Source organism: Methylobacterium sp. 190mf (assembly GCF_900107945.1).
Classification (GTDB): domain Bacteria; phylum Pseudomonadota; class Alphaproteobacteria; order Rhizobiales; family Beijerinckiaceae; genus Methylobacterium.
Map to the genome: position 1 here is coordinate 1 of NZ_FNVI01000054.1, position 17302 is coordinate 17302.

The following is a 17302-nucleotide window of genomic DNA, read 5'->3' on the forward strand; positions in this document are numbered from 1 at the left end:
CTGCTCGTAGTCGGCATGACCTCTCTGATCCGGCGTGCGAAGACGACACCGACCTCGGTCGACCCGCGGCTGCCGGCGCTGCTGCAGCGTAAGCCGGTGCGCGTGGTGACCGTGGCGGCGGCCAATCGCACGGCGCGGGTCGCCTGGGCGATCATGACCCGCGGCGGCACCTACCGCGCACCGGCGGCCAGGGCTGCCTGACAGCACGCAAAGGAGACGTTTCCAGGTTGCGAGGACGATGAGAGTTGATGGCGAACCGGTCAGACCGGGAGCCGGGACACCCCGCCGGCTGTCCAGGGCGTCATAGCCCGCAAAGCAGAGTGGGACCCAGCTCACGGATACCATCAGGGCCAGCAGTCAACATGAACGACTGCATCAACAGGCCGGACACAAGACTGCACCCGACCAACGCGTCAGAAGCTCAATTCGCCACTTGCAATGCGGGAGCCATCCACACAGGACGGCCTCCTACCGACCCAACCCGGTCGGAACGGCATGGGAGAGACACTGCTGCAAAAGCGGGCGCTGCTACCATCGCAAGAAGCTCTTCCGCGCTCAGTCTGCTTGCCGAATATGCTCAAGCGCAGCGACCAATTCGCTCGGCTGAGAAAAGAACGGCGAGTGATCGCTCTCCAACGTGACGGTGTGCGAAACTGGAGTGGCTCGTTGCATGGCTTGCTGCTGAGCAATCGGGATCGCCTGATCTTTCGCGCACGTGATGTAGGCTCGTCGGACCGACCCGAAGCGAGGCTCAGTAACGTGGATCGGCGTCGACCAAATCTTGGTTGTCTCGGGAACAAGGCGTTCACACGCGAACTGCACTAGAAGTTTAGGCGTTTCGTTGTAGAAAAATGTTTTGACGCCTTCGCGGCTGACTGTACAATTTCCGTCATCATCAAATATTATTGCCTTACTAAACGCCTCGGCATTGGCCGATTTCTCTACGATATCATTCAACGTCTGGCCATCCTTGAGAAGAAAAGCGCATAGATAAACGAGTAAGGCGATTTTATGAGGTATGCGTTCGGCCACTTCACTGATGATGAGGCCGGCGCGGCTGTGCCCGACGAGAATGACCGGTTCGTTCTGGGCGGCGGTAATCGCGGCAACCTGATCCGCCCAAGCTTGGAGCGGCTGTTTTGCCGCCGAGTGCTGATCGGAGATCACGTCGCACAGATCGGGTGTCAGAACGCGATGTCCGGCTCGCTCAAGCAGCGGCACGACCTGCGACCAACACCAACTACCGTGCCACGATCCAGCAACGAGTATGTAGATAGCCATTCGACACCCTTTCTGGCGTACGTCGGTGTCTCTTGGTCATGCCTCGTTACAGTATGATTTCAGGTGGGGTTCGATACGTAGTGCGCGTTTGGGGTCCCATTGGACGTCGGCGTTCAGATCGAGCTTCCTGAACCTCAGACGGCTCATGTGGGTCGAAAGCGGTTCCGGCGGCGATGTCGGCTACAAGACGTTGTCGTCCGAAAATACACCGTCTCGAAACAGCCCATCTGAGATGTTTGAATGAGCGCTTCGTGGTGGCAAATGTGGTCGAAAGCCGCCGGTCTGCTTCTGCGCCGACCTATTAGAAAATCGGACGAGCTGCCAAAATTCAAATCAGACAAATTCATTTATCAGAACTTCGCAATGAAGCAGACGTTCGGGGATAATCATTCTGCAAGGGGTGTTTGACCGCGGGTGGCCAACGCTACGCATTCGCCGTATTCAAATCCCCACGCGCATTACGCCGGATAGCCTGTGGCGGCTGCCCGAACGCTCGAAGGAACGCGCGACGCATCCGATTGCGGTCTGCGAAGCCAGTTTGGTCGGCGACGGCGTCGATGGGATGCCGGCTGCGCTCCATCAAAACGCGCGCGGCCTCGACCCGGAGGTTCTCGACCGCCTTGGCCGGCGACTGGCCGGTCTCGGCATGGAACACACGGCTGAACTGGCGCGGGCTCAGGTGGGCGGCTTGCGCCAACTCCTCGACCGAGAGCGGGCGGTGGAGGTTCTGTTTGGCATAGGTCAGGGCCGCCTGGATGCGGTCCGACTTCGCGTCGAGGTCGAGCAGGGTCGAGAACTGCGACTGGCCACCGGCCCGGCGATGGTAGAGCACGAGCTTCTTAGCGATCTCCTTCGTCACCGCGTGGCCGAGATCCGCCTCGATCAGAGCAAGCGCGAGGTCGATGCCAGCGCTCATGCCCGCCGACGTCCAGATCGGGCCATCGTTGATGAAAATGCGGTCCGTGTCGGCCGAGCAATCCGGAAACTGGGACTGTAGCTCCCGCGCGTGCATCCAGTGCGTCGTGACCCGCCGTCCGTCGAGCAGGCCGGCCTCGCCGAGGACGAAGGCCCCTGTGCAGATGGCGGCAACGCGCCGGGCGTTTTCGGCCGCGCGCTGAACGAGCGCGACGAGCCCGGGCGTCGACGGTTGCACGAAGGTGCCGCCGCCGATGATGAGCGTGTCGAAGGGCGTTTCGCCGAATGCCTCCGTCTCCACGTTCATGCCGGCCGAGGTGCCGACCGGACCGCCATGCTCGGAGATGAAGTGGATGTCGTAGGTTGCCGCGTCCGCCGCGAGATTGGCGACCTCGAAGGCCGGCACGGCCGCCAGCGCCATCATCGAGTACCCCGGATAGACGACGAAGCCGACGCGCTGCATGCCCGCCTCTATGACCTAAATCGACGCAACTATGACATTTGCGCCGCTCAAGGGCAACGGTAGCTTTCTCCCATCGAGCGCCGCCAACCCGTGGCGCGAAGAAAGAGGAGAGCGACGATGACCACTCAATCCACGAAGGGCCTCGCTGTCGTGACCGGTGCATCTGCCGGCATCGGCGCGGTTTACGCCGACCGCCTCACCAGACGGGGGTATGACCTGCTGCTAGTCGCTCGAAACGATGAGCGCCTGCAGGCGCTGGCCGACCGCCTGACCCGCGAGACGGGGCGCAAGGTTGAGCCGTTCAAGGCCGATCTGGGACGCAAAGACGATCTCGCGCGCCTGGAGGCTCGCCTGCGCGAGGACGCGAGCATCACCATGCTCGTGAACAACGCGGGCATCGGCTCCGTCGCCTCGACCCTTCAGGCCGACGTGGAAACGATGGACGCGATGATCCAGCTCAACATCACCGCGCTGACCCGCCTGACCTATGCGGTCGCTCCTGCTTTCGTGGCGCGCGGATCAGGGACAATCATCAATATCTCGTCCGTCGTCGGCATCGCGGTCGAGATGCTGAACGGCGTCTACAGCGCCTCGAAATCCTACGTCCTCAGCTTCGGCCACGCGCTGCAGAAGGACCTCGCGGACAAGGGCGTGCGCGTCCAGACCGTGCTGCCCGGCGCGACGGCTACAGAGTTCTGGGATGTCGCCGGTTACGCGGCACAGAAGACATCGGCGATCACCATGTCGGCGGCCGATCTGGTCGACGCGGCTTTGGCCGGTCTCGATCAGGGCGAGCTTGTCACCATCCCAGGACTGCAGGATGAGTCCGATTGGACGCGCTGGGAGGAGGATCGCCGGGCCATGGCCGCCAAGTTCGGCAACGCCAAGCCGTCGGCGCGCTACGGGCTTGCGACGTCGAACGCGGCCTGAGCCTGGAGGCCATCCATGCCGTACCTCCAGCTCGACGTGACCGGCCCGCATTCCGTGGCCTCCAAGAAGCGCCTCGCGGCGCAGATGAGCCAGACCTATGCGGAGATGATGTCGGTCGACATCAGGCGGATCAGCGTCGCCATCCGCGAACTCGGCGAGGGCGGCGTGTGGCGGATACCGGAGGCCGGCGGCGCGCCGGTGCCGGTGTCCGTGATGATGCTGGACATCCGCAAGGGACGCTCGGCCGAGTTGCGGATGGAAGTCGCCAAGGCGCTGTGCGCCCACTGCATCGAGATCCTCGGGTTGCACAAGGATCGCCTCAACGTGGAGTTCACGCAGCATTCCGGCGACGAGATGTATCACCCGACCCTCGGGGGCTACAGCCCCGAGTGGTCTCCGGACGAGCGATGATCCGTGTCGCAAACGGTTCTGGCCGAGAGCGGCAGGTCCGCTCTCGGATAGCCCGGGTATCGAAGTGGACACTTCGCGGTTCACTCGACGATGCGTCCCTCCGTCGGGGGGCGGTGTAATGCGCATGCTCTCGGCTGCAGCTGCGCGCAGTACGGTTGAAGGCCGGTCGGCTCGCCGCGCTGGAGCGCTCGCATTCAACAGTTACGTGAGATCTATCTGCAGACGGAGATTGTGGCCGCCCGCCTCTGCCCACAGCGGTCGCCGGCCGCAACGGATGTATCCTTCCTGCACCGGCGACGAACAGGGACGGCACATCCTGCACCTGTCGAACCGGAACGGAGATGGCCGCCATGATGACTCGGAGACTGTTCAGCCAAACGCTCTTCGCCGGCGCCGCCGCCGCGCTGCTTCCCGGGACGGCGCCGGCCCAGGATCTGCCGCGTGCGCGCAGCGTCGTCCTGGTCCACGGACTGTTCGCCGACGGGTCGTGCTGGTCCGAGGTGATCCCGCGGCTGCAGGAGAAGGGCCTGAACGTCACCTCCGTGCAGAACCCGCTGACCACCTTCGAGGAGGCCGTCGCGTCCGCACGGCGGGTTCTGGCCCGGCAGGAGGGACCGATCGTCCTCGTGGGCCACTCGTTCTCCGGCATGATCGTGACCGAGGCCGGGATCGACCCGAAGGTGTCCGCCCTCGTCTACGTCGCGGCCCGGGCGCCCGATGCCGGCGAGGATTACACTGCGCTGGCCAAGACCTATCCGACGCCGCCGGCCTCGGCCGGAATTGTGTTCGACGGCGACGAGGGGCGCCTGAGCGAGGCGGCCTTCCTGAGAGACTTCGCGGGCGACCTACCGGCGGACCGAGCCAAGGTTCTGTTCGCGGTCCAGCAGCCGTTCCACAAGGCGTTGTTGGCCGGGAGGACAACCCAGGCGGCGTGGCGATCGAAGCCGAGCTTCTACGCCGTGTCGACCGAGGACCGGACCATCAACCCGGACCTCGAACGGTTCATGGCCAAGCGCATGAGCGCGAAGACCGTGGAACTCGCGGCGAGCCACCTGTCCCTAATTTCGCAGGCACCATACGTCGCGGACCTCATCCTTGAGGCTGCCGGCCAACCCCAAGGACGTCGCTGACCGGACAGTCCCACGCATGCTGATCCGAGCCACGGCTGCCCCGGGCTGCAGGCAAGGACCGGCGCATGTCCTATCGCAAGAAGGACATCATCATGGGGAGCGCGCGACCAGACGGTCTGCCGGAACCGTTCACGCGGCCCAAATCCGTCAATCGATCAACCGCAACGAGAGCGCACGGGCCACCGCATGCGTTCTATTGACGACGTTCAGGCGCTTCATGGCCTGGTCGAAATGGAAGTTGACGGTTCGCTCCCGCAGATCGAGGATCAGGGCGATCTCCGCGGACGTCTTCCCGCGGCTGGCCCAGATCAACACTTCCCGTTCCCGGCCGGTCAGATGGCCGAACGCGTCTTGGCCCTGCCCGCCTCGACCCGCGCGGAGACGATGCTCCACCACGACAGCCAGCATCTCGAAGTCGACCGGCTTGGTGAGGTAGTCATCCGCGCCCTTCCGGCGCGCGGCGATCTCGCTGCCGCGATCGTCGAGCGCCGTGAGGAACACGAAAGGGATCCGCGCGAGGTGCGGGGCAGCCGCAGCCAGTTGCTCGAGCAAGTCCAGGCCGTTCATCCCCGGCATGCGCACGTCGCACAGGACCAGGTCCGGAGGTGACATTTGGATGGCCGACAAACCCGCCTCCCCGTCCGAGGCGCGTTCCACCGTGTAGCCGAGGTCGACCAGGGCTTCCGCGACCAGGCTCGCCGTTTCCTCGTCGTCCTCAACGCAGAGTATCCTAGGCATGCTCCGGCTCCGGGGATGACAGCGCCCCGTCTCGCGGCAGCGCCAGCATAGCACGGGTTCCGCGGCCCTCTTCGCTCTCGATGATGAGGCGGCCGCCATGGCGGCGTGCGATCTCCTCCACGAGGCTCAGCCCGATCCCCGTGCCCGGTATCGTGCCGACGTTGCTCGCCCGGTAGTAGCGCTCCCGGATGCGTCCGATCTCGCCGCGCGGGATGCCCACGCCCTCGTCCTCGACGACGATCTCGACGCCGGCGCCGGACGGGTATGCCCGCAGTCGGACGGGGTCGCTGTCCGACGCATACTTGAACCCGTTCGAGAGAAGATTGCTGACGGCCAGATGCAAAAGGTCGGGATCGCCGACGATCTCCAGCGATGCATCCGACATGTCTTCGACCAACTCACCACTCATCCCGATCTCGCGATAGTACCGGCACAACGACCGCAGCATCGCGGCGAGATCGAAGCGGCGCATGCGCGGGCGGAGGTTTCCGCCGGTATCCTCCAGCGCCCGCGATAGGCCCGACATCAGGCTCGCGATCCGGAACACGGCGGACCGGATGCGGTGTGCCCGATCGGCGATGTCGCCCGGCTTGGCCCGGTCCTTGGTCGCGATCAGCCGCTGCGCGTTCCCGTCGATCGCCATCAGCGGCGTGCGGAATTCATGCGAGACCGTCGTTATGAAGTTGCGCTGCTCAACGGCGAGCGCCCGCTCCTTCTGCAGGGCGGTGCTTAGCGCCCCGGATTGTATGGCTAGGCGCTTGCGCGACTCAAGAAGCTCGGTGGTATTGCTCCGGAACACCGCAAGCGCTCGCGCCATCGCCCCGATCTCGTCTGGCCGCTTCTCGTCGGGGAGCGCGAAGTCGGTCTCGTAATCCGCGAGACGCCGCATGCGATCGGCGAGCCGCAGGAGCGGCTGCGAGATGGCGCGCCAGACGTAGACCGTGATGGCGAAGAACAGGGCCAGGGTCCCGAGCATCAGGTCGGAGACCCAGTCCTGAGCTTCCGCGATGGCCGCGGCTGCTCGGCCGCGGTCGGCCTCCGCGCGCGCCTCTGTAGCGAGCGTTAGCCTGAAGGCGGCGTCGCGGGCCGCGTCGAAGGTGATCTTCGACTCGCCGTTGAACAGCAGGATTCCTTGGTCGGCCTCGCCGTCCCGGCTCAGCGCGGCCACGCGCTCCGCCACGGCTGCGTGCGCGCGCCACAGGTCTTGCAGCCGCACGAGCTCGCTCCGGTCCTCGCCTCGCCGGAGCAGCGCCGCATAGCGTGTCATCACTTCCGCGAGATGGGCGGACACGCGCTGCAGCGACGCCAGGCGATCGGGGCGGTCCGCGAGATCCGGGCCGAGAAGGATTTCGGCCTCCGCGGTGCGCGCGTCCGAGATCCCGTGGTTCAGACTCCCGAGGACCCGGATGCGCTCTAGCCAGCGGTGGTGCATCTCGCGGGAGAGCGCGTCGGCATGTTCGAGCCGATCCAGGCTGAGGAGGCGGGCGCCCTCCGTCGCGGCCATGAAGAGGAGCACCATGAGACCCAGCTTCGCGACCAGGGAGTGGCGCCAAGCCAGGGTCTTGCGCAGCAACGACATGGCGATCCCCCCAGCGGACCCGGTGGCCCGGCTTCGAAGGCTTAGGCCCGCCCCGCCCGACGTAAGCCTGTCAGATTTCACAGGATGACGCCGGGGGCCACGAACTGATCTATGGACCGCGAGCCGGCGGACGGTCTGTCGCTCAGAGGGGTCACATGAGGATCGCCGTGATTTCGGACGCCGTGACGCCGGCGGGCCGCCTGCCCGCGGCTGGACGCCCCTGAAATGGCGCCGCGTCCCGTCGGTGCCGTTCGCTCGCGGATGCCCGATATCCAGCACGCGGCCCGGGCTGCCGTTCCGATCGTCCGCGACGTCGCGGACGCCGCCGATCGACCGGCTCCAACGGACCGGGGTGGGGCCAGTGCGCCTGCGCCGACCGCCGGGCCCCGAACATGGGCCGGCTTCGCCATCCTGTGCGTCGGCATGTTCATCGCCATCCTGGACATCCAGATCGTCGCGACATCCCTTCCGCGGATCCAGACGGGTCTCGGGATCCCGCCGGACCGGGTCAGCTGGGTCCAGACGGCGTATCTTACCGCCGAGGTGCTCGTCATTCCGCTCACGGGTCCCCTCACGCGCCTGGCGAGCATGCGCCGGCTCTTCGTGACATCGGTGACCCTGTTCACGTTCGCGTCGTGCGGTTGTGCCGCGAGCGGCGGCTTTGCCTCGCTCATCGTCTGGCGCGCGCTCCAGGGCGCGTCCGGGGGCGCGTTGATCCCGACCGTGTTTTCAGCCGTCTTCCTGCTGTTCCCGCCGAACCGCCAGGGCATCGCCACGGCCGTCGCGGGAACGCTCGCCGTCCTCGCCCCGACCGCCGGCCCCGTCGTCGGCGGCTGGATCACTGAGACGGCGACCTGGCATTGGCTGTTCCTGATCAACGTGCCCGCCGGTCTCGTCTCGGCCATCGGCGGGTACTGGCTGCTGCCGCGTGACCGGCGGCGCGGACGGCTCGGCGAACTCGATGTGACAGCCCTAGGGCTCCTGGCCGTCGCCCTGTGCAATCTGGAGCTCGGCCTCAAGGCGGCCCCGGAATCCGGCTGGGTGGCGCCTGCAGCCGTCGCACATCTCGGCGCGAGCACGGTGGCCGCGCTCGTGTTCGTCCGCCGTACCCTGGCGGCGGCCCATCCGCTCGTCGAGCTCCGGATGTTCGCGGATCGCCGCTTCGCCGTGGGCTCGGCACTCAGCTTCGCGTGCGGGGTGGGCCTTTACGGTTGCGTCTACCTCATGCCGGTCTTCCTCGGCTACGTGCAGGGACGCAGGCCGCTCGCGATCGGCGAGATCATGCTCGTCACCGGCCTGGCGCAACTCGCCGCGTCTCCACTCGCCGTCGCCCTGGACGAGCGCGTCGACGCGACCGTGCTCGCCGTCCTCGGATTCGGTCTGTTCGCGGTCGGCTCGTTCCTGAGCACGACCCAGACGGCCTCGATGGATCCTGGCGCGCTGGTCGTCCCGCAGATCGTACGCGGGCTCGCCATCATGTTCTGCCTGCTGGCGCCGACACGGTTGGCGCTGGGTCATCTGGCGACCGAGAGCGTTCCGGATGCCAGCGGGCTGTTCAACCTCATGCGAAATCTCGGCGGTGCCGTCGGCCTCTCGCTGATCGACACCGTGATCTACGGGCGGATCCCCGGCCACGTATCCGATCTCGTCGCGCGACTCGCGTCCGGCGATCTCGACGCCGCGAAACTTGTTGGCATCCCGCCGGCCGTTTTCGCGGCCCAGTCGGGCAAGCCGGACAGCGAAGCGACGCGCGCCCTCGTCGCGCCGCTCATCGAGAAGGCGGCCCTGACCGCTTCGATCGGCGATGCCTGGATGCTCGTCGGGACCCTCAACGTGGTCGCGATTGCCGCCCTGCTGCTCGTTCGCAGACGCGCCGAGCCGAGCCTGGAGCCGAAGCCATGACGGAAGCCTACCTCAACCGCATCGAGACGGCCGTCCCGCCCCACGACGTCCACGCGGCCTTCGCGGCCTTCGCCCGATCTCAGCTCGCCGACGACCGGCACAAGCTGCGCATCCTGGACCGCATGGTGGAGCGCAGCGGGATCGAGCATCGGTATTCCTGCCTCGCGCCCGGGCTCGACCCGGGCCACGACGCCGTGGATGCCGACGGCCTCTACCGACCCGGGAGCTTCCCGACGACCGCGGCCCGCATGCGACTCTACGAGGAGCACGCCCCTGCGCTCGCGACGCGTGCGGTCGAGAAACTCCAACTCGGCGATCAGCGGGACCGCATCACTCATCTCGTGGTGTCGAGTTGCACCGGCTTCTCGGCACCGGGGCTGGACATCGACATCATCGAGCGCTGCGGTCTCAGGGGGTCGGTCGAGCGGACGATGGTCGGCTTCATGGGCTGCTACGCCGCGATCAACGCCCTGAAGATCGCGCGGCACATCGTTCGTTCGGAGCCGCAGGCCCGGGTCCTGGTGCTGAGCATCGAGCTCTGCACGCTGCACCTGCAGGAGACCTCTGATCTCGAGCAGATCCTGACATTCCTCCTCTTCGCGGACGGGTGCGCTGCCAGTATCGTCTCCGCCGATCCGACGGGGCTGAGGCTCGACGCGTTCAACGCCCTGCTCACGCCCGACACGCGACAGCTCCTGACCTGGCATATCCGCGAATCCGGGTTCGACATGGTCCTGTCGGGCCGCCTGCCCGCGGCAGTGCAGGAAGGGATCAGCGGTCGCGCGGACGAGTTCCTGGCGGGACATCGGATTCCGGACGTCGGCGCCTGGGCCGTCCATCCGGGCGGCCGAACCGTGCTCGACGCCGTGGAGCGCGCCTTCGCGCTGCCGCCCAGCGCGTTGGCGGTCTCGCGCGATATCTTGCGTCGGTTCGGCAACATGTCGTCGGCGACCGTCATGTTCGTGCTCGCCGCGCTCATGGATCAGGCGAAGGCGGGTGAGGTCGGTTGTGCGATGGCGTTCGGCCCGGGCCTCGTCGCCGAAACGATGATGTTCCAAAAGGCGGCCTAGCTCCGCGCTCCCGGCGCCCGGGTCCGGCATCCCGGGCTGGCCGGCCGTCATTCGAAGACGTTGCAATACCGGGCGGGATGTCGGCGCCCGGATTCCGCCCGTCTCCCGACGCAGGTCGCGGGCGTTCCGGTGCGCGAGGCGTCCTTCGATGTCGACGCGGGAGAGGTGTTCGATGCCAACGACGACTGACACCGGGATCGAGCGATGGCCGGAGCCGCCGACGCGGAGCCCCGACAGAGCACCGGCTCCGCAGGGTTCCGGGCCCTCTGGAACCGCCGGGCGGCACGAGCCCGCGCGCCCTCGCTCGCTGGCCGTCCGGGCTTCGGACCAAGAACAGATGGATGCTCCGGATCTGCCCGAGGCCGCATACGCCGCGCTCCTTGCCGACCTCGCGCGCGTCAACCGATGGACGCTGGCGGCGCGGCCAACCTTGGCTTTCCTGAGGCGGGCGGCCCGGCGCGCCGGGCGCCTCAGGCTCCTCGACGTCGGTTTCGGGCAGGGCGACATGCTGCGTCGGATCGCGCGCTGGGCGGCCAGGGAGGGCGTGCCCGTGGAGTTGTTCGGGATCGACATCAACCCCCGTTCGGCGCCGGTCGCCCGGGCGGCAACCGACCGCGCGCTCCGCATCGAGTACCGGACCGGCGCCTACGCGGACCTCGCCGGACAGGGCTGGGATGTTATCGTGTCGAGCCTCGTCGCGCACCACATGGACCACGCGGAACTGCTGGCGTTCCTTCGCTTCATGGAGCGCGAGGCGCGTGTCGGCTGGCTGATCAACGACCTGCATCGCCACGCCCTGCCCTATGCGGGCTTTCCGATCCTGGCTCGGGCCATGGGATGGCATCGGATCGTCCGCGAGGACGGCACCCTCTCGATCGCGCGCGCATACCGGCCGGCGGAATGGCCGCCGGTCCTGGCCGAGGCCGGAATCGCCGAAGCCTCTGTCACCCGTTGGTTCCCGTTCCGGCTATGCATCGAGCGCCTCCGCTGATCATCGGGGGCGGCCCGGCCGGTGCCGCCGCCGCCATCGGACTTGCCCGGGCGGGCCTGCGGCCATTGCTGATTGAACGGAATCCCGAAGCGCAGGATGCTCTGTGCGGCGGCTTCCTGAGCTGGACGACGACCCGGCGCCTGATCGATCTGGGCGTCGATCCCGTTTCCCTTGGCGCTCATCGTGTCGGGGCGCTGGCGTTGTTCTCGGGGCAGGACGGAGCCGAAGCTCGGCTGCCCGCACCTGCCGTCGCCCTCTCGCGCCGCGTCCTCGACGAGGCCCTGCGCGCGCGCGCACGGGCGGCGGGCGCGGCGATCGAGACCGGGATCGGGGCGCGGGCCCTGGCGGAGGGCCGGGTGCGTCTTGTCGACGGGGGCGAGATCCACCCGCCCTGCACGATCCTCGCGACCGGCAAGCATGATCTGCGCGGTGTCTTGCGCCCGCGTCCGGACGGGGACGCCGCGGTCGGGCTGCGCTGGCGCCTGGGTGCGAGCCGGGCGCTCGCGACGTTGCTCTCCGACCGGGTGGAGCTGCACCTGTTCCGCGGCGGATATGCCGGATTGGTCATCCAGGAGGATGGCAGTGCCAACCTCTGCCTCGCCGTCCGACGAAGCCGCCTCAGCGAGGTCGACGGCAGACCGGATCGGTTCCTCCAGGCTGTCGCGGAGGAATCGCCCGCCCTCGGTCTGCGCTTGGCCGCGGCGACGCTCGGGCGCGCCCAAGCGGTCGCGAACGTACCCTACGGCTGGCGCGCGGGTGCCGGACCGGCGAACCTCTACCGGATCGGGGATCAGGCCGGAGTCATCCCGTCTCTCGCGGGCGAAGGAATCGCCATTGCGCTGTGCAGCGGCTTAGCCGCGGCCACCGCGATCGTGCGCGGCGAGCCGGCCGAACGCTTTCAGCGATCGTTCTCGCGAAGGTCGTCCGTCCCGATCACTCTGGCCGGATGGCTCTGGCGCGCGGCGGAGACCCCCAAAGCCGCCAGGCAGCTGGTGCGCGCAGTCGCCTCCGCGCCGGCGCTCGGGCATCTGGCCTCGCGGCTGACGCGGATCTGACCGCAGCTTGCCTCCCACCCGACACCGGTGGCGCGGATGACCGAGGTGGATCGGGTCACCCGGGCAGGCTGGTTGCGGCTCTCGTCACGCCAGGCGCTCCACCGCTCCGGGGAAGCGCCGCCGATGCGGGACCGGCCTGCTCCGCCTGGCCCGGACTTCGGCCGGTCGAAGTACCGGCGTTACAGGCCGTTCTCCGGCTGCGCATCCCCTTCGACGTGTCGGGTCGCTCTGTAACGGCCAGGTGATAGACCATGATGCCGGTGAAAAAGCTTTGAGAACGCGGCGACGGACTTGTAGCCGACGCCGGTCGCAATGCGTGCAATTCCCAGGTCGCTCGTCTCGAGCAAGAAGGCAGCTTCCGACATCCGTCGCGCGATCAGATAGCGGTACATCGATTGGCCGACGAGCTTGGTGAAGCGAGCCGAGAACGCCGAGCGACCGAGCCCGACCTGCTGTCCCAACTCGTCCAATGTCCAGGACCGATCCAAGTGCTTGTGGATCAATCGAAGCGCCGGTCCGATATGCGGGTCCGTGATCGCCCCGAGCCAGCCGCCTTCGCCGGGACGCAGCGATGTCGACCAGCTTCGCAGCACCTCGACGAAGAGGACCTCCGTCAATCGGGAAAGGACCACGTCCTGACCGGGGCGCGGCTGCGCCGACTCACGCACCATGCGCTGCAGGATCAGTTCGAGCCACGCACCCTCCTCCGTCGACTTGAGGTGGAGGACGGGCGGAAGCAATTCCAACAGGCTGCTCCGCGATGGCTGTGCCACGGTGAACTTGCCGCAAATCATCGTGGAACAGGGCGGGGCGCTGCCGCCATGGCGAACAATGCCGTGATGCGCGGACGACCGATCCAGATCTGTGATCGAGAACGGTTCCGCTCGGCGATCCGAATAGAATTCGTGAGGCTCGCCACGCGAGATTACGACAAGGTCGCCCGCGCTCATGTGGAATTCTCGCTCCTGATCAAGCGCGAGCGTCGCCGAGCCATGGCTGACGTAATGGAACAGCGCGTACGGGCGTTGCGGGAGGGCCAGGTTCCAGGGATGGCCGAGCTCGAAATGGAACAGCAGGGTCCCCCCCAGGCGCACGCGGTCGAGTACTTCGGCGAGGACGTCCATAACAGCGACGATAAGGTCCCGGACGATCGGACACAACACGCGGACGATCAAGCTCTACCGTTCGAGGTGCCGTCATATTAGGTCCTACCGAGGGCGTTGACGCATCGTGCAATCGTCCATCGTTCCTGACGCAAGGTTCAGGACGTGGACAATTCGCAGCGCTTGAACATCCGCGACCTCGCTTTATCCGCCCGTCGGCAGGAGTTGTTATGCAAGGTGTTGTTCTGTCCCTGGCCGCAGCCCTGATGTCTGCAACGACATTGGCCGCTGCCCGCGCCACAGAGCTGCCCAAGGGGGCGACTCACAATATTGTCCTTGTCCATGGCGCGTTTGTCGATGCATCGAGCTGGAAGCCCGTCGCCGATATTCTCACGAAGAAGGGCTACAACGTCACGCGCGTTGACAATCCGCTGACTTCTCTTGCCGCCGACGTCGAGGCCACCGAGCAGGCGCTGGCAAAGCAGAGAGGCAAGACGGTTCTCGTCGGCCATTCCTGGGGTGGCGTCGTCATCACGCAGGCCGGCAACGATCCCAAGGTCTCGGCGCTCGTCTACGTCTCCGCTTTTGCGCCGGACGTGGGCCAATCGCTGGCGGCCCTCGCCAAGGGCGGTCCGGCCACGGAAGGTGCTGCGGCGATACATCCCGACGACAAAGGTAATCTGTACATCGATCCCAAAGTCTTTCCCTCAGCGGTCGCGGCCGACCTTCCCCCGCAGATCGCCCAGTCGTTGGCGGACCATCAATTACCGTTGAGCCACACGGCGTTCGAAGCGCCGGTCGACGCGGCCGCGTGGCACCACAAGCCGACATTCTACGTGATCACCACGAAGGACAAAGTAATCGCACCGGAAGTCCAGAAACTGTTCGCCGCCGCGATGAAGGCCCAGACGACGGAAGTTGCCGGCAGCCATGCCTCGCTCGTCGTTCACGCGAACGAAGTCGCCGCGGCGATCGAGAAGGCCACGCTCGCCAAGTAACAGGGCCGCTCCCGGCCCGTCCGCGTCGGGAGCGGCTGCGGCTGCCGAGAGAGGTGCTGTCTGAATAACACGCTGGCGATTGCGTGATCGTCCTGGCGTTCCGTAACGGTCGCGCGGTCTATCGAGTGTATTTCGTGCGGGAGCGATAATGAATGTGGATAAAATTTCGGTCGAGCGGCTTAGAATTCTGAGCTCCAGACCCTTCGACGCTGTCGTGACGGCGCTCAAATCCGCGGTCGGTCAGCCGGACTGGTACCAATTCGTTCGGGCGTCGCAGGCTGCAACCTCCGCGTCCGATTTCGAGCGTGTCGTGCAGCGTGGATTCGGCCGCACGGGCTTCATGCTCTTTGCCGAATTCGATCTGGGTGCCGTTCTGCGGCGCGAATCCAAATCCGATGCACCCAAGAGCGTGCGTTTTCTGGTGGGCAATCCCCTCATCATGAAAGAGATGGTCAAGCACGTGCCCGACGCGGGATCCTATGCTCCGGTCACGATCCTTATCGATGAGCGGCCCGATGGCGTGCACCTCTCCTATGACAGGATGGAGAGCTATCTGCTGCCCTATGGCAACACCGAAGCTCTCGCCGTTGCCCGGGACCTCGATGCGAAGATTACGGCCTTGCTGCGGGACTGTGCAGGCTAAGACCGTCTGATCACGGTGCTGCTGGCCCTGGCGTCTCGGAGATGCGGGACCGCAATGCAGGAATGGTCGATCGTTCGGCTGTCCTGGCCGACAGGCTCGAAATAGAGAGGAATTTTCGGCATGTCCAAGCGCTGTCTTGCCAGCTTCACCGCCGCAGTTCTTTTCAGCGCGGCTGTCTCGGGAGCTTCTGAGGCCAAGGCGGAGCCTCTGGATTCTGCGAGCCTCGGTGCAATCAGGGCGCAGTTCAGTCGTCTGATGGAACTGGCCAACAAGCACGATTTCAAATCGTTGCATGATATGTTCTGGCAATCGCCGACAACGCTGTTGGTGGCGAAGAGCGCGAACCCGGCCGAGGGAAACTGGGCTGGCTATTGGGGCAACGAGGCGATCGATCAGAAGCTGCATGACATCGGCAGCTCCGGTCCGGTGGTGCTCGAGCCAGACTATTCGAAGCTCAAGGTGGTCGGACTGACGTACGATGTCGCGGAGTCTTACGTGCCGATGAACATCACCGTTTCGTACGCGGGACAGGACGGAACGCCCAGACCGTTTCTCATGATCATCAATTGGCTGCGCATCGGGACGGACTGGAAGGTCGCCGCTGAGATCATTCTCCCCGTACCGCCGGCACCCGCGTCGAAGGGCTAGAGCTGTTCCCGGCGGTGTTGCGACGGGATAGTAGCCGGTGCGTTGACCGGCGTGGTCGCGCCCCGGAGTCCCAGCACGGCCTCCCTGCATTCGACCATCGCGCGGGCCTCCCGCACGATCTGCTTCACGTTCGTTGCGGGGAGGTCCGCCATGCCTCCGTGCCGTTAGATCTCGCTTCGCGGAACGCCTAATCCCAGATGCATGAGCTGAGCTACAATCACGTCTGCTTCGAGGCGGCCGTCTCAAGCTGATGAATGACCGGGTTGGGCGCATTGCTGCTGGGCGGTCTCGGAGCCCCTCGACGCAGAAGCCGAGGGGCCGAACGCTCAAATCTCAGTTCCTTCGGCCAGTGTCAGAGCATCCTCGACGTCGACGCCGAGGTACCTGACTGTGCTCTCGATCTTGGTATGGCCGAGCAGGATCTGAACCGCCCGCAGGTTGCCGGTCCGCTTGTAGATCAACGACGCCTTCGTGCGGCGAGGGAGTGGGTGCCATAGTCCTCGCTGCGCAGCCCGATGCCTGTGACCCACTCATCGACGAGGCGTGCATACTGCCGGGTGCTGATGTGCGTGACACCTTCGAGCCTGCTGGGGAAGGCAAAGTCGTCGAGTGTTCCGCCTCTGGCCTCAAGCCATGCCAGGATGCTGGTGCGGGCAGGTTCGAGAAGTTCGAATTGCACCGGCCGACCGGTCTTGCGCTGGATGACGATTGCCCGGCTACGGACGCGACCCCCGCTGACGAGGTCGCCGATGTTGAGCTTGACGATGTCGCAGCCGCGCAGTTTGCTGTCGATGGCGAGGTCGAACATTGCCCGGTCGCGAACGCGCCGTTCGCGGTCGAGCCAGAACCGTATTGCCCACACCTGCTGAGGTTTGAGGGCTCGCTTGGCGCCGAGCTTGCGGCCGGTGTTCCAGGCCGGTCGCCCTTTCGTGGCTGGATCGTGTGCAGAGTGTCCCATCTTCTGTCTCCTCGCCGGCCCATGCCGACAAGAGGAGGAGACACCCGAACCGCGGCTCTAGAGACGCGGGCATGTGCGGACATTCCGCATGCGACCCAACGCAGTCACTCATGCGCGGCTGCCCGGTTCCCGAAAGCAGACACATGTTTCGATGCTACTGAATCGCCCCGGGATTTTCGGAGGCTCCAACTCTTGAGAGACTGGAGCCATGACGAAGCATACCCCACCCTTTTCCCCTGAGGTTCGCGAGCGGGCAGTCCGGCTGGCCCGGGAGCATGAGAGCGAGCACGGTTCGCAATGGGCCGCGATCCAGTCGATCGCGGCCAAAATCGGTTGCTCTGGCGAAACGCTGCGCAAGTGGGTCCGTCAGGCCGAGCGCGACCGGGGCGTGCGGGCCGGACCGACGACGGATGAGCGCGAGCGGATCAAGGCGCTGGAGCGGGAGAACCGCGAGCTCCGGCAGGCCAACGAGATCCTCAGGAAGGCG

16 protein-coding genes and 2 pseudogenes are annotated in these 17302 nt (G+C 66.0%); 12 read left to right on the forward strand and 6 right to left on the reverse strand.

From position 1 onward, the window contains the following. Positions 1-201: pseudogene (locus tag C4T42_RS30600) on the forward strand (IS110 family transposase); the annotation flags it as partial. Positions 202-555: 354 nt separating this feature from the next. On the opposite strand, the gene C4T42_RS30605 reads toward C4T42_RS30600, so the two are convergent. Together C4T42_RS30605 and C4T42_RS30610 are read right to left on the reverse strand one after the other, a co-directional pair. Continuing rightward, positions 556-1281 (reverse strand): alpha/beta fold hydrolase, encoded by a 726-nt coding sequence (locus C4T42_RS30605; RefSeq protein ID WP_103986499.1) that lies wholly within the window; start codon positions 1279-1281, stop codon positions 556-558. A gap of 424 nt (positions 1282-1705) precedes the next feature. Beyond that, positions 1706-2659 (reverse strand): GlxA family transcriptional regulator, encoded by a 954-nt coding sequence (locus tag C4T42_RS30610; protein WP_103986500.1) that lies wholly within the window; start codon positions 2657-2659, stop codon positions 1706-1708. A gap of 117 nt (positions 2660-2776) precedes the next feature. Here C4T42_RS30610 and C4T42_RS30615 point away from each other — a divergent pair, with 117 nt between their 5' ends. The 3 genes from C4T42_RS30615 (at position 2777) to C4T42_RS30625 (ending at position 5130) form a co-directional block, all read left to right on the forward strand. Then, on the forward strand, positions 2777-3589 hold the full coding sequence (locus tag C4T42_RS30615; protein WP_103986501.1) for an SDR family oxidoreductase: 813 nt from the start codon (positions 2777-2779) through the stop codon (positions 3587-3589). A gap of 15 nt (positions 3590-3604) precedes the next feature. Then, complete coding sequence (locus C4T42_RS30620; RefSeq protein WP_103986502.1) at positions 3605-4000, forward strand: tautomerase; 396 nt, start codon at positions 3605-3607, stop codon at positions 3998-4000. 350 nt (positions 4001-4350) lie between these two features. After that, positions 4351-5130: an alpha/beta hydrolase gene (locus tag C4T42_RS30625; protein WP_103986512.1), complete on the forward strand. Its 780-nt coding sequence runs from the start codon at positions 4351-4353 to the stop codon at positions 5128-5130. A 147-nt stretch (positions 5131-5277) separates the two neighbouring features. Here C4T42_RS30625 and C4T42_RS30630 read toward each other — a convergent pair whose 3' ends face one another. Together C4T42_RS30630 and C4T42_RS30635 are read right to left on the reverse strand one after the other, a co-directional pair. Further along, positions 5278-5868: a response regulator transcription factor gene (locus C4T42_RS30630; RefSeq protein ID WP_103986503.1), complete on the reverse strand. Its 591-nt coding sequence runs from the start codon at positions 5866-5868 to the stop codon at positions 5278-5280. Beyond that, entirely contained in the window at positions 5861-7441 is a 1581-nt protein-coding gene (locus C4T42_RS30635) for an ATP-binding protein (RefSeq protein ID WP_181049263.1), read from the reverse strand. Before C4T42_RS30635 ends, C4T42_RS30630 begins: the two co-directional genes overlap by 8 nt. Positions 7442-7858: 417 nt before the next feature. Between C4T42_RS30635 and C4T42_RS30640 the strand changes: the two genes are divergently transcribed. From C4T42_RS30640 to C4T42_RS30655, 4 genes are all read left to right on the forward strand, one after another. After that, positions 7859-9349, forward strand: a complete 1491-nt coding sequence (locus C4T42_RS30640) for a DHA2 family efflux MFS transporter permease subunit (RefSeq protein ID WP_280177413.1) — start codon at positions 7859-7861, stop codon at positions 9347-9349. Beyond that, complete coding sequence (locus tag C4T42_RS30645) at positions 9346-10419, forward strand: type III polyketide synthase (RefSeq protein ID WP_103986506.1); 1074 nt, start codon at positions 9346-9348, stop codon at positions 10417-10419. Before C4T42_RS30640 ends, C4T42_RS30645 begins: the two co-directional genes overlap by 4 nt. A gap of 337 nt (positions 10420-10756) precedes the next feature. Beyond that, positions 10757-11410 (forward strand): methyltransferase domain-containing protein, encoded by a 654-nt coding sequence (locus C4T42_RS30650; RefSeq protein ID WP_103986507.1) that lies wholly within the window; start codon positions 10757-10759, stop codon positions 11408-11410. Then, positions 11389-12465 carry an FAD-dependent monooxygenase gene (locus C4T42_RS30655; RefSeq protein ID WP_103986508.1) on the forward strand — a complete coding sequence of 359 codons (1077 nt, stop codon included), beginning with the start codon at positions 11389-11391 and terminating at the stop codon, positions 12463-12465. The genes C4T42_RS30650 and C4T42_RS30655 overlap by 22 nt, the downstream gene beginning before the upstream one ends. A gap of 179 nt (positions 12466-12644) precedes the next feature. On the opposite strand, the gene C4T42_RS30660 is transcribed toward C4T42_RS30655, so the two are convergent. Further along, positions 12645-13589: an AraC family transcriptional regulator gene (locus tag C4T42_RS30660; protein ID WP_103986513.1), complete on the reverse strand. Its 945-nt coding sequence runs from the start codon at positions 13587-13589 to the stop codon at positions 12645-12647. 209 nt (positions 13590-13798) lie between these two features. Between C4T42_RS30660 and C4T42_RS30665 the strand changes: the two genes are divergently transcribed. The 3 genes from C4T42_RS30665 (at position 13799) to C4T42_RS30675 (ending at position 15857) form a co-directional block, all read left to right on the forward strand. Further along, entirely contained in the window at positions 13799-14566 is a 768-nt protein-coding gene (locus C4T42_RS30665) for an alpha/beta hydrolase (RefSeq protein WP_103986509.1), read from the forward strand. A gap of 148 nt (positions 14567-14714) precedes the next feature. Then, a complete protein-coding gene (locus tag C4T42_RS30670; RefSeq protein WP_103986510.1) occupies positions 14715-15209 on the forward strand; it encodes a DUF302 domain-containing protein in 495 nt (164 codons plus the stop codon). A gap of 120 nt (positions 15210-15329) precedes the next feature. Next, complete coding sequence (locus tag C4T42_RS30675) at positions 15330-15857, forward strand: hypothetical protein (RefSeq protein WP_103986511.1); 528 nt, start codon at positions 15330-15332, stop codon at positions 15855-15857. Between the two features lie 326 nt (positions 15858-16183). On the opposite strand, the pseudogene C4T42_RS30680 reads toward C4T42_RS30675, so the two are convergent. Beyond that, a pseudogene (locus C4T42_RS30680) lies at positions 16184-16815 on the reverse strand (tyrosine-type recombinase/integrase). A gap of 208 nt (positions 16816-17023) precedes the next feature. Between C4T42_RS30680 and C4T42_RS30685 the strand changes: the two are divergent. Then, the coding region (locus C4T42_RS30685; RefSeq protein WP_043713773.1) for a transposase at positions 17024-17302 on the forward strand (279 nt) is incomplete at its 3' end.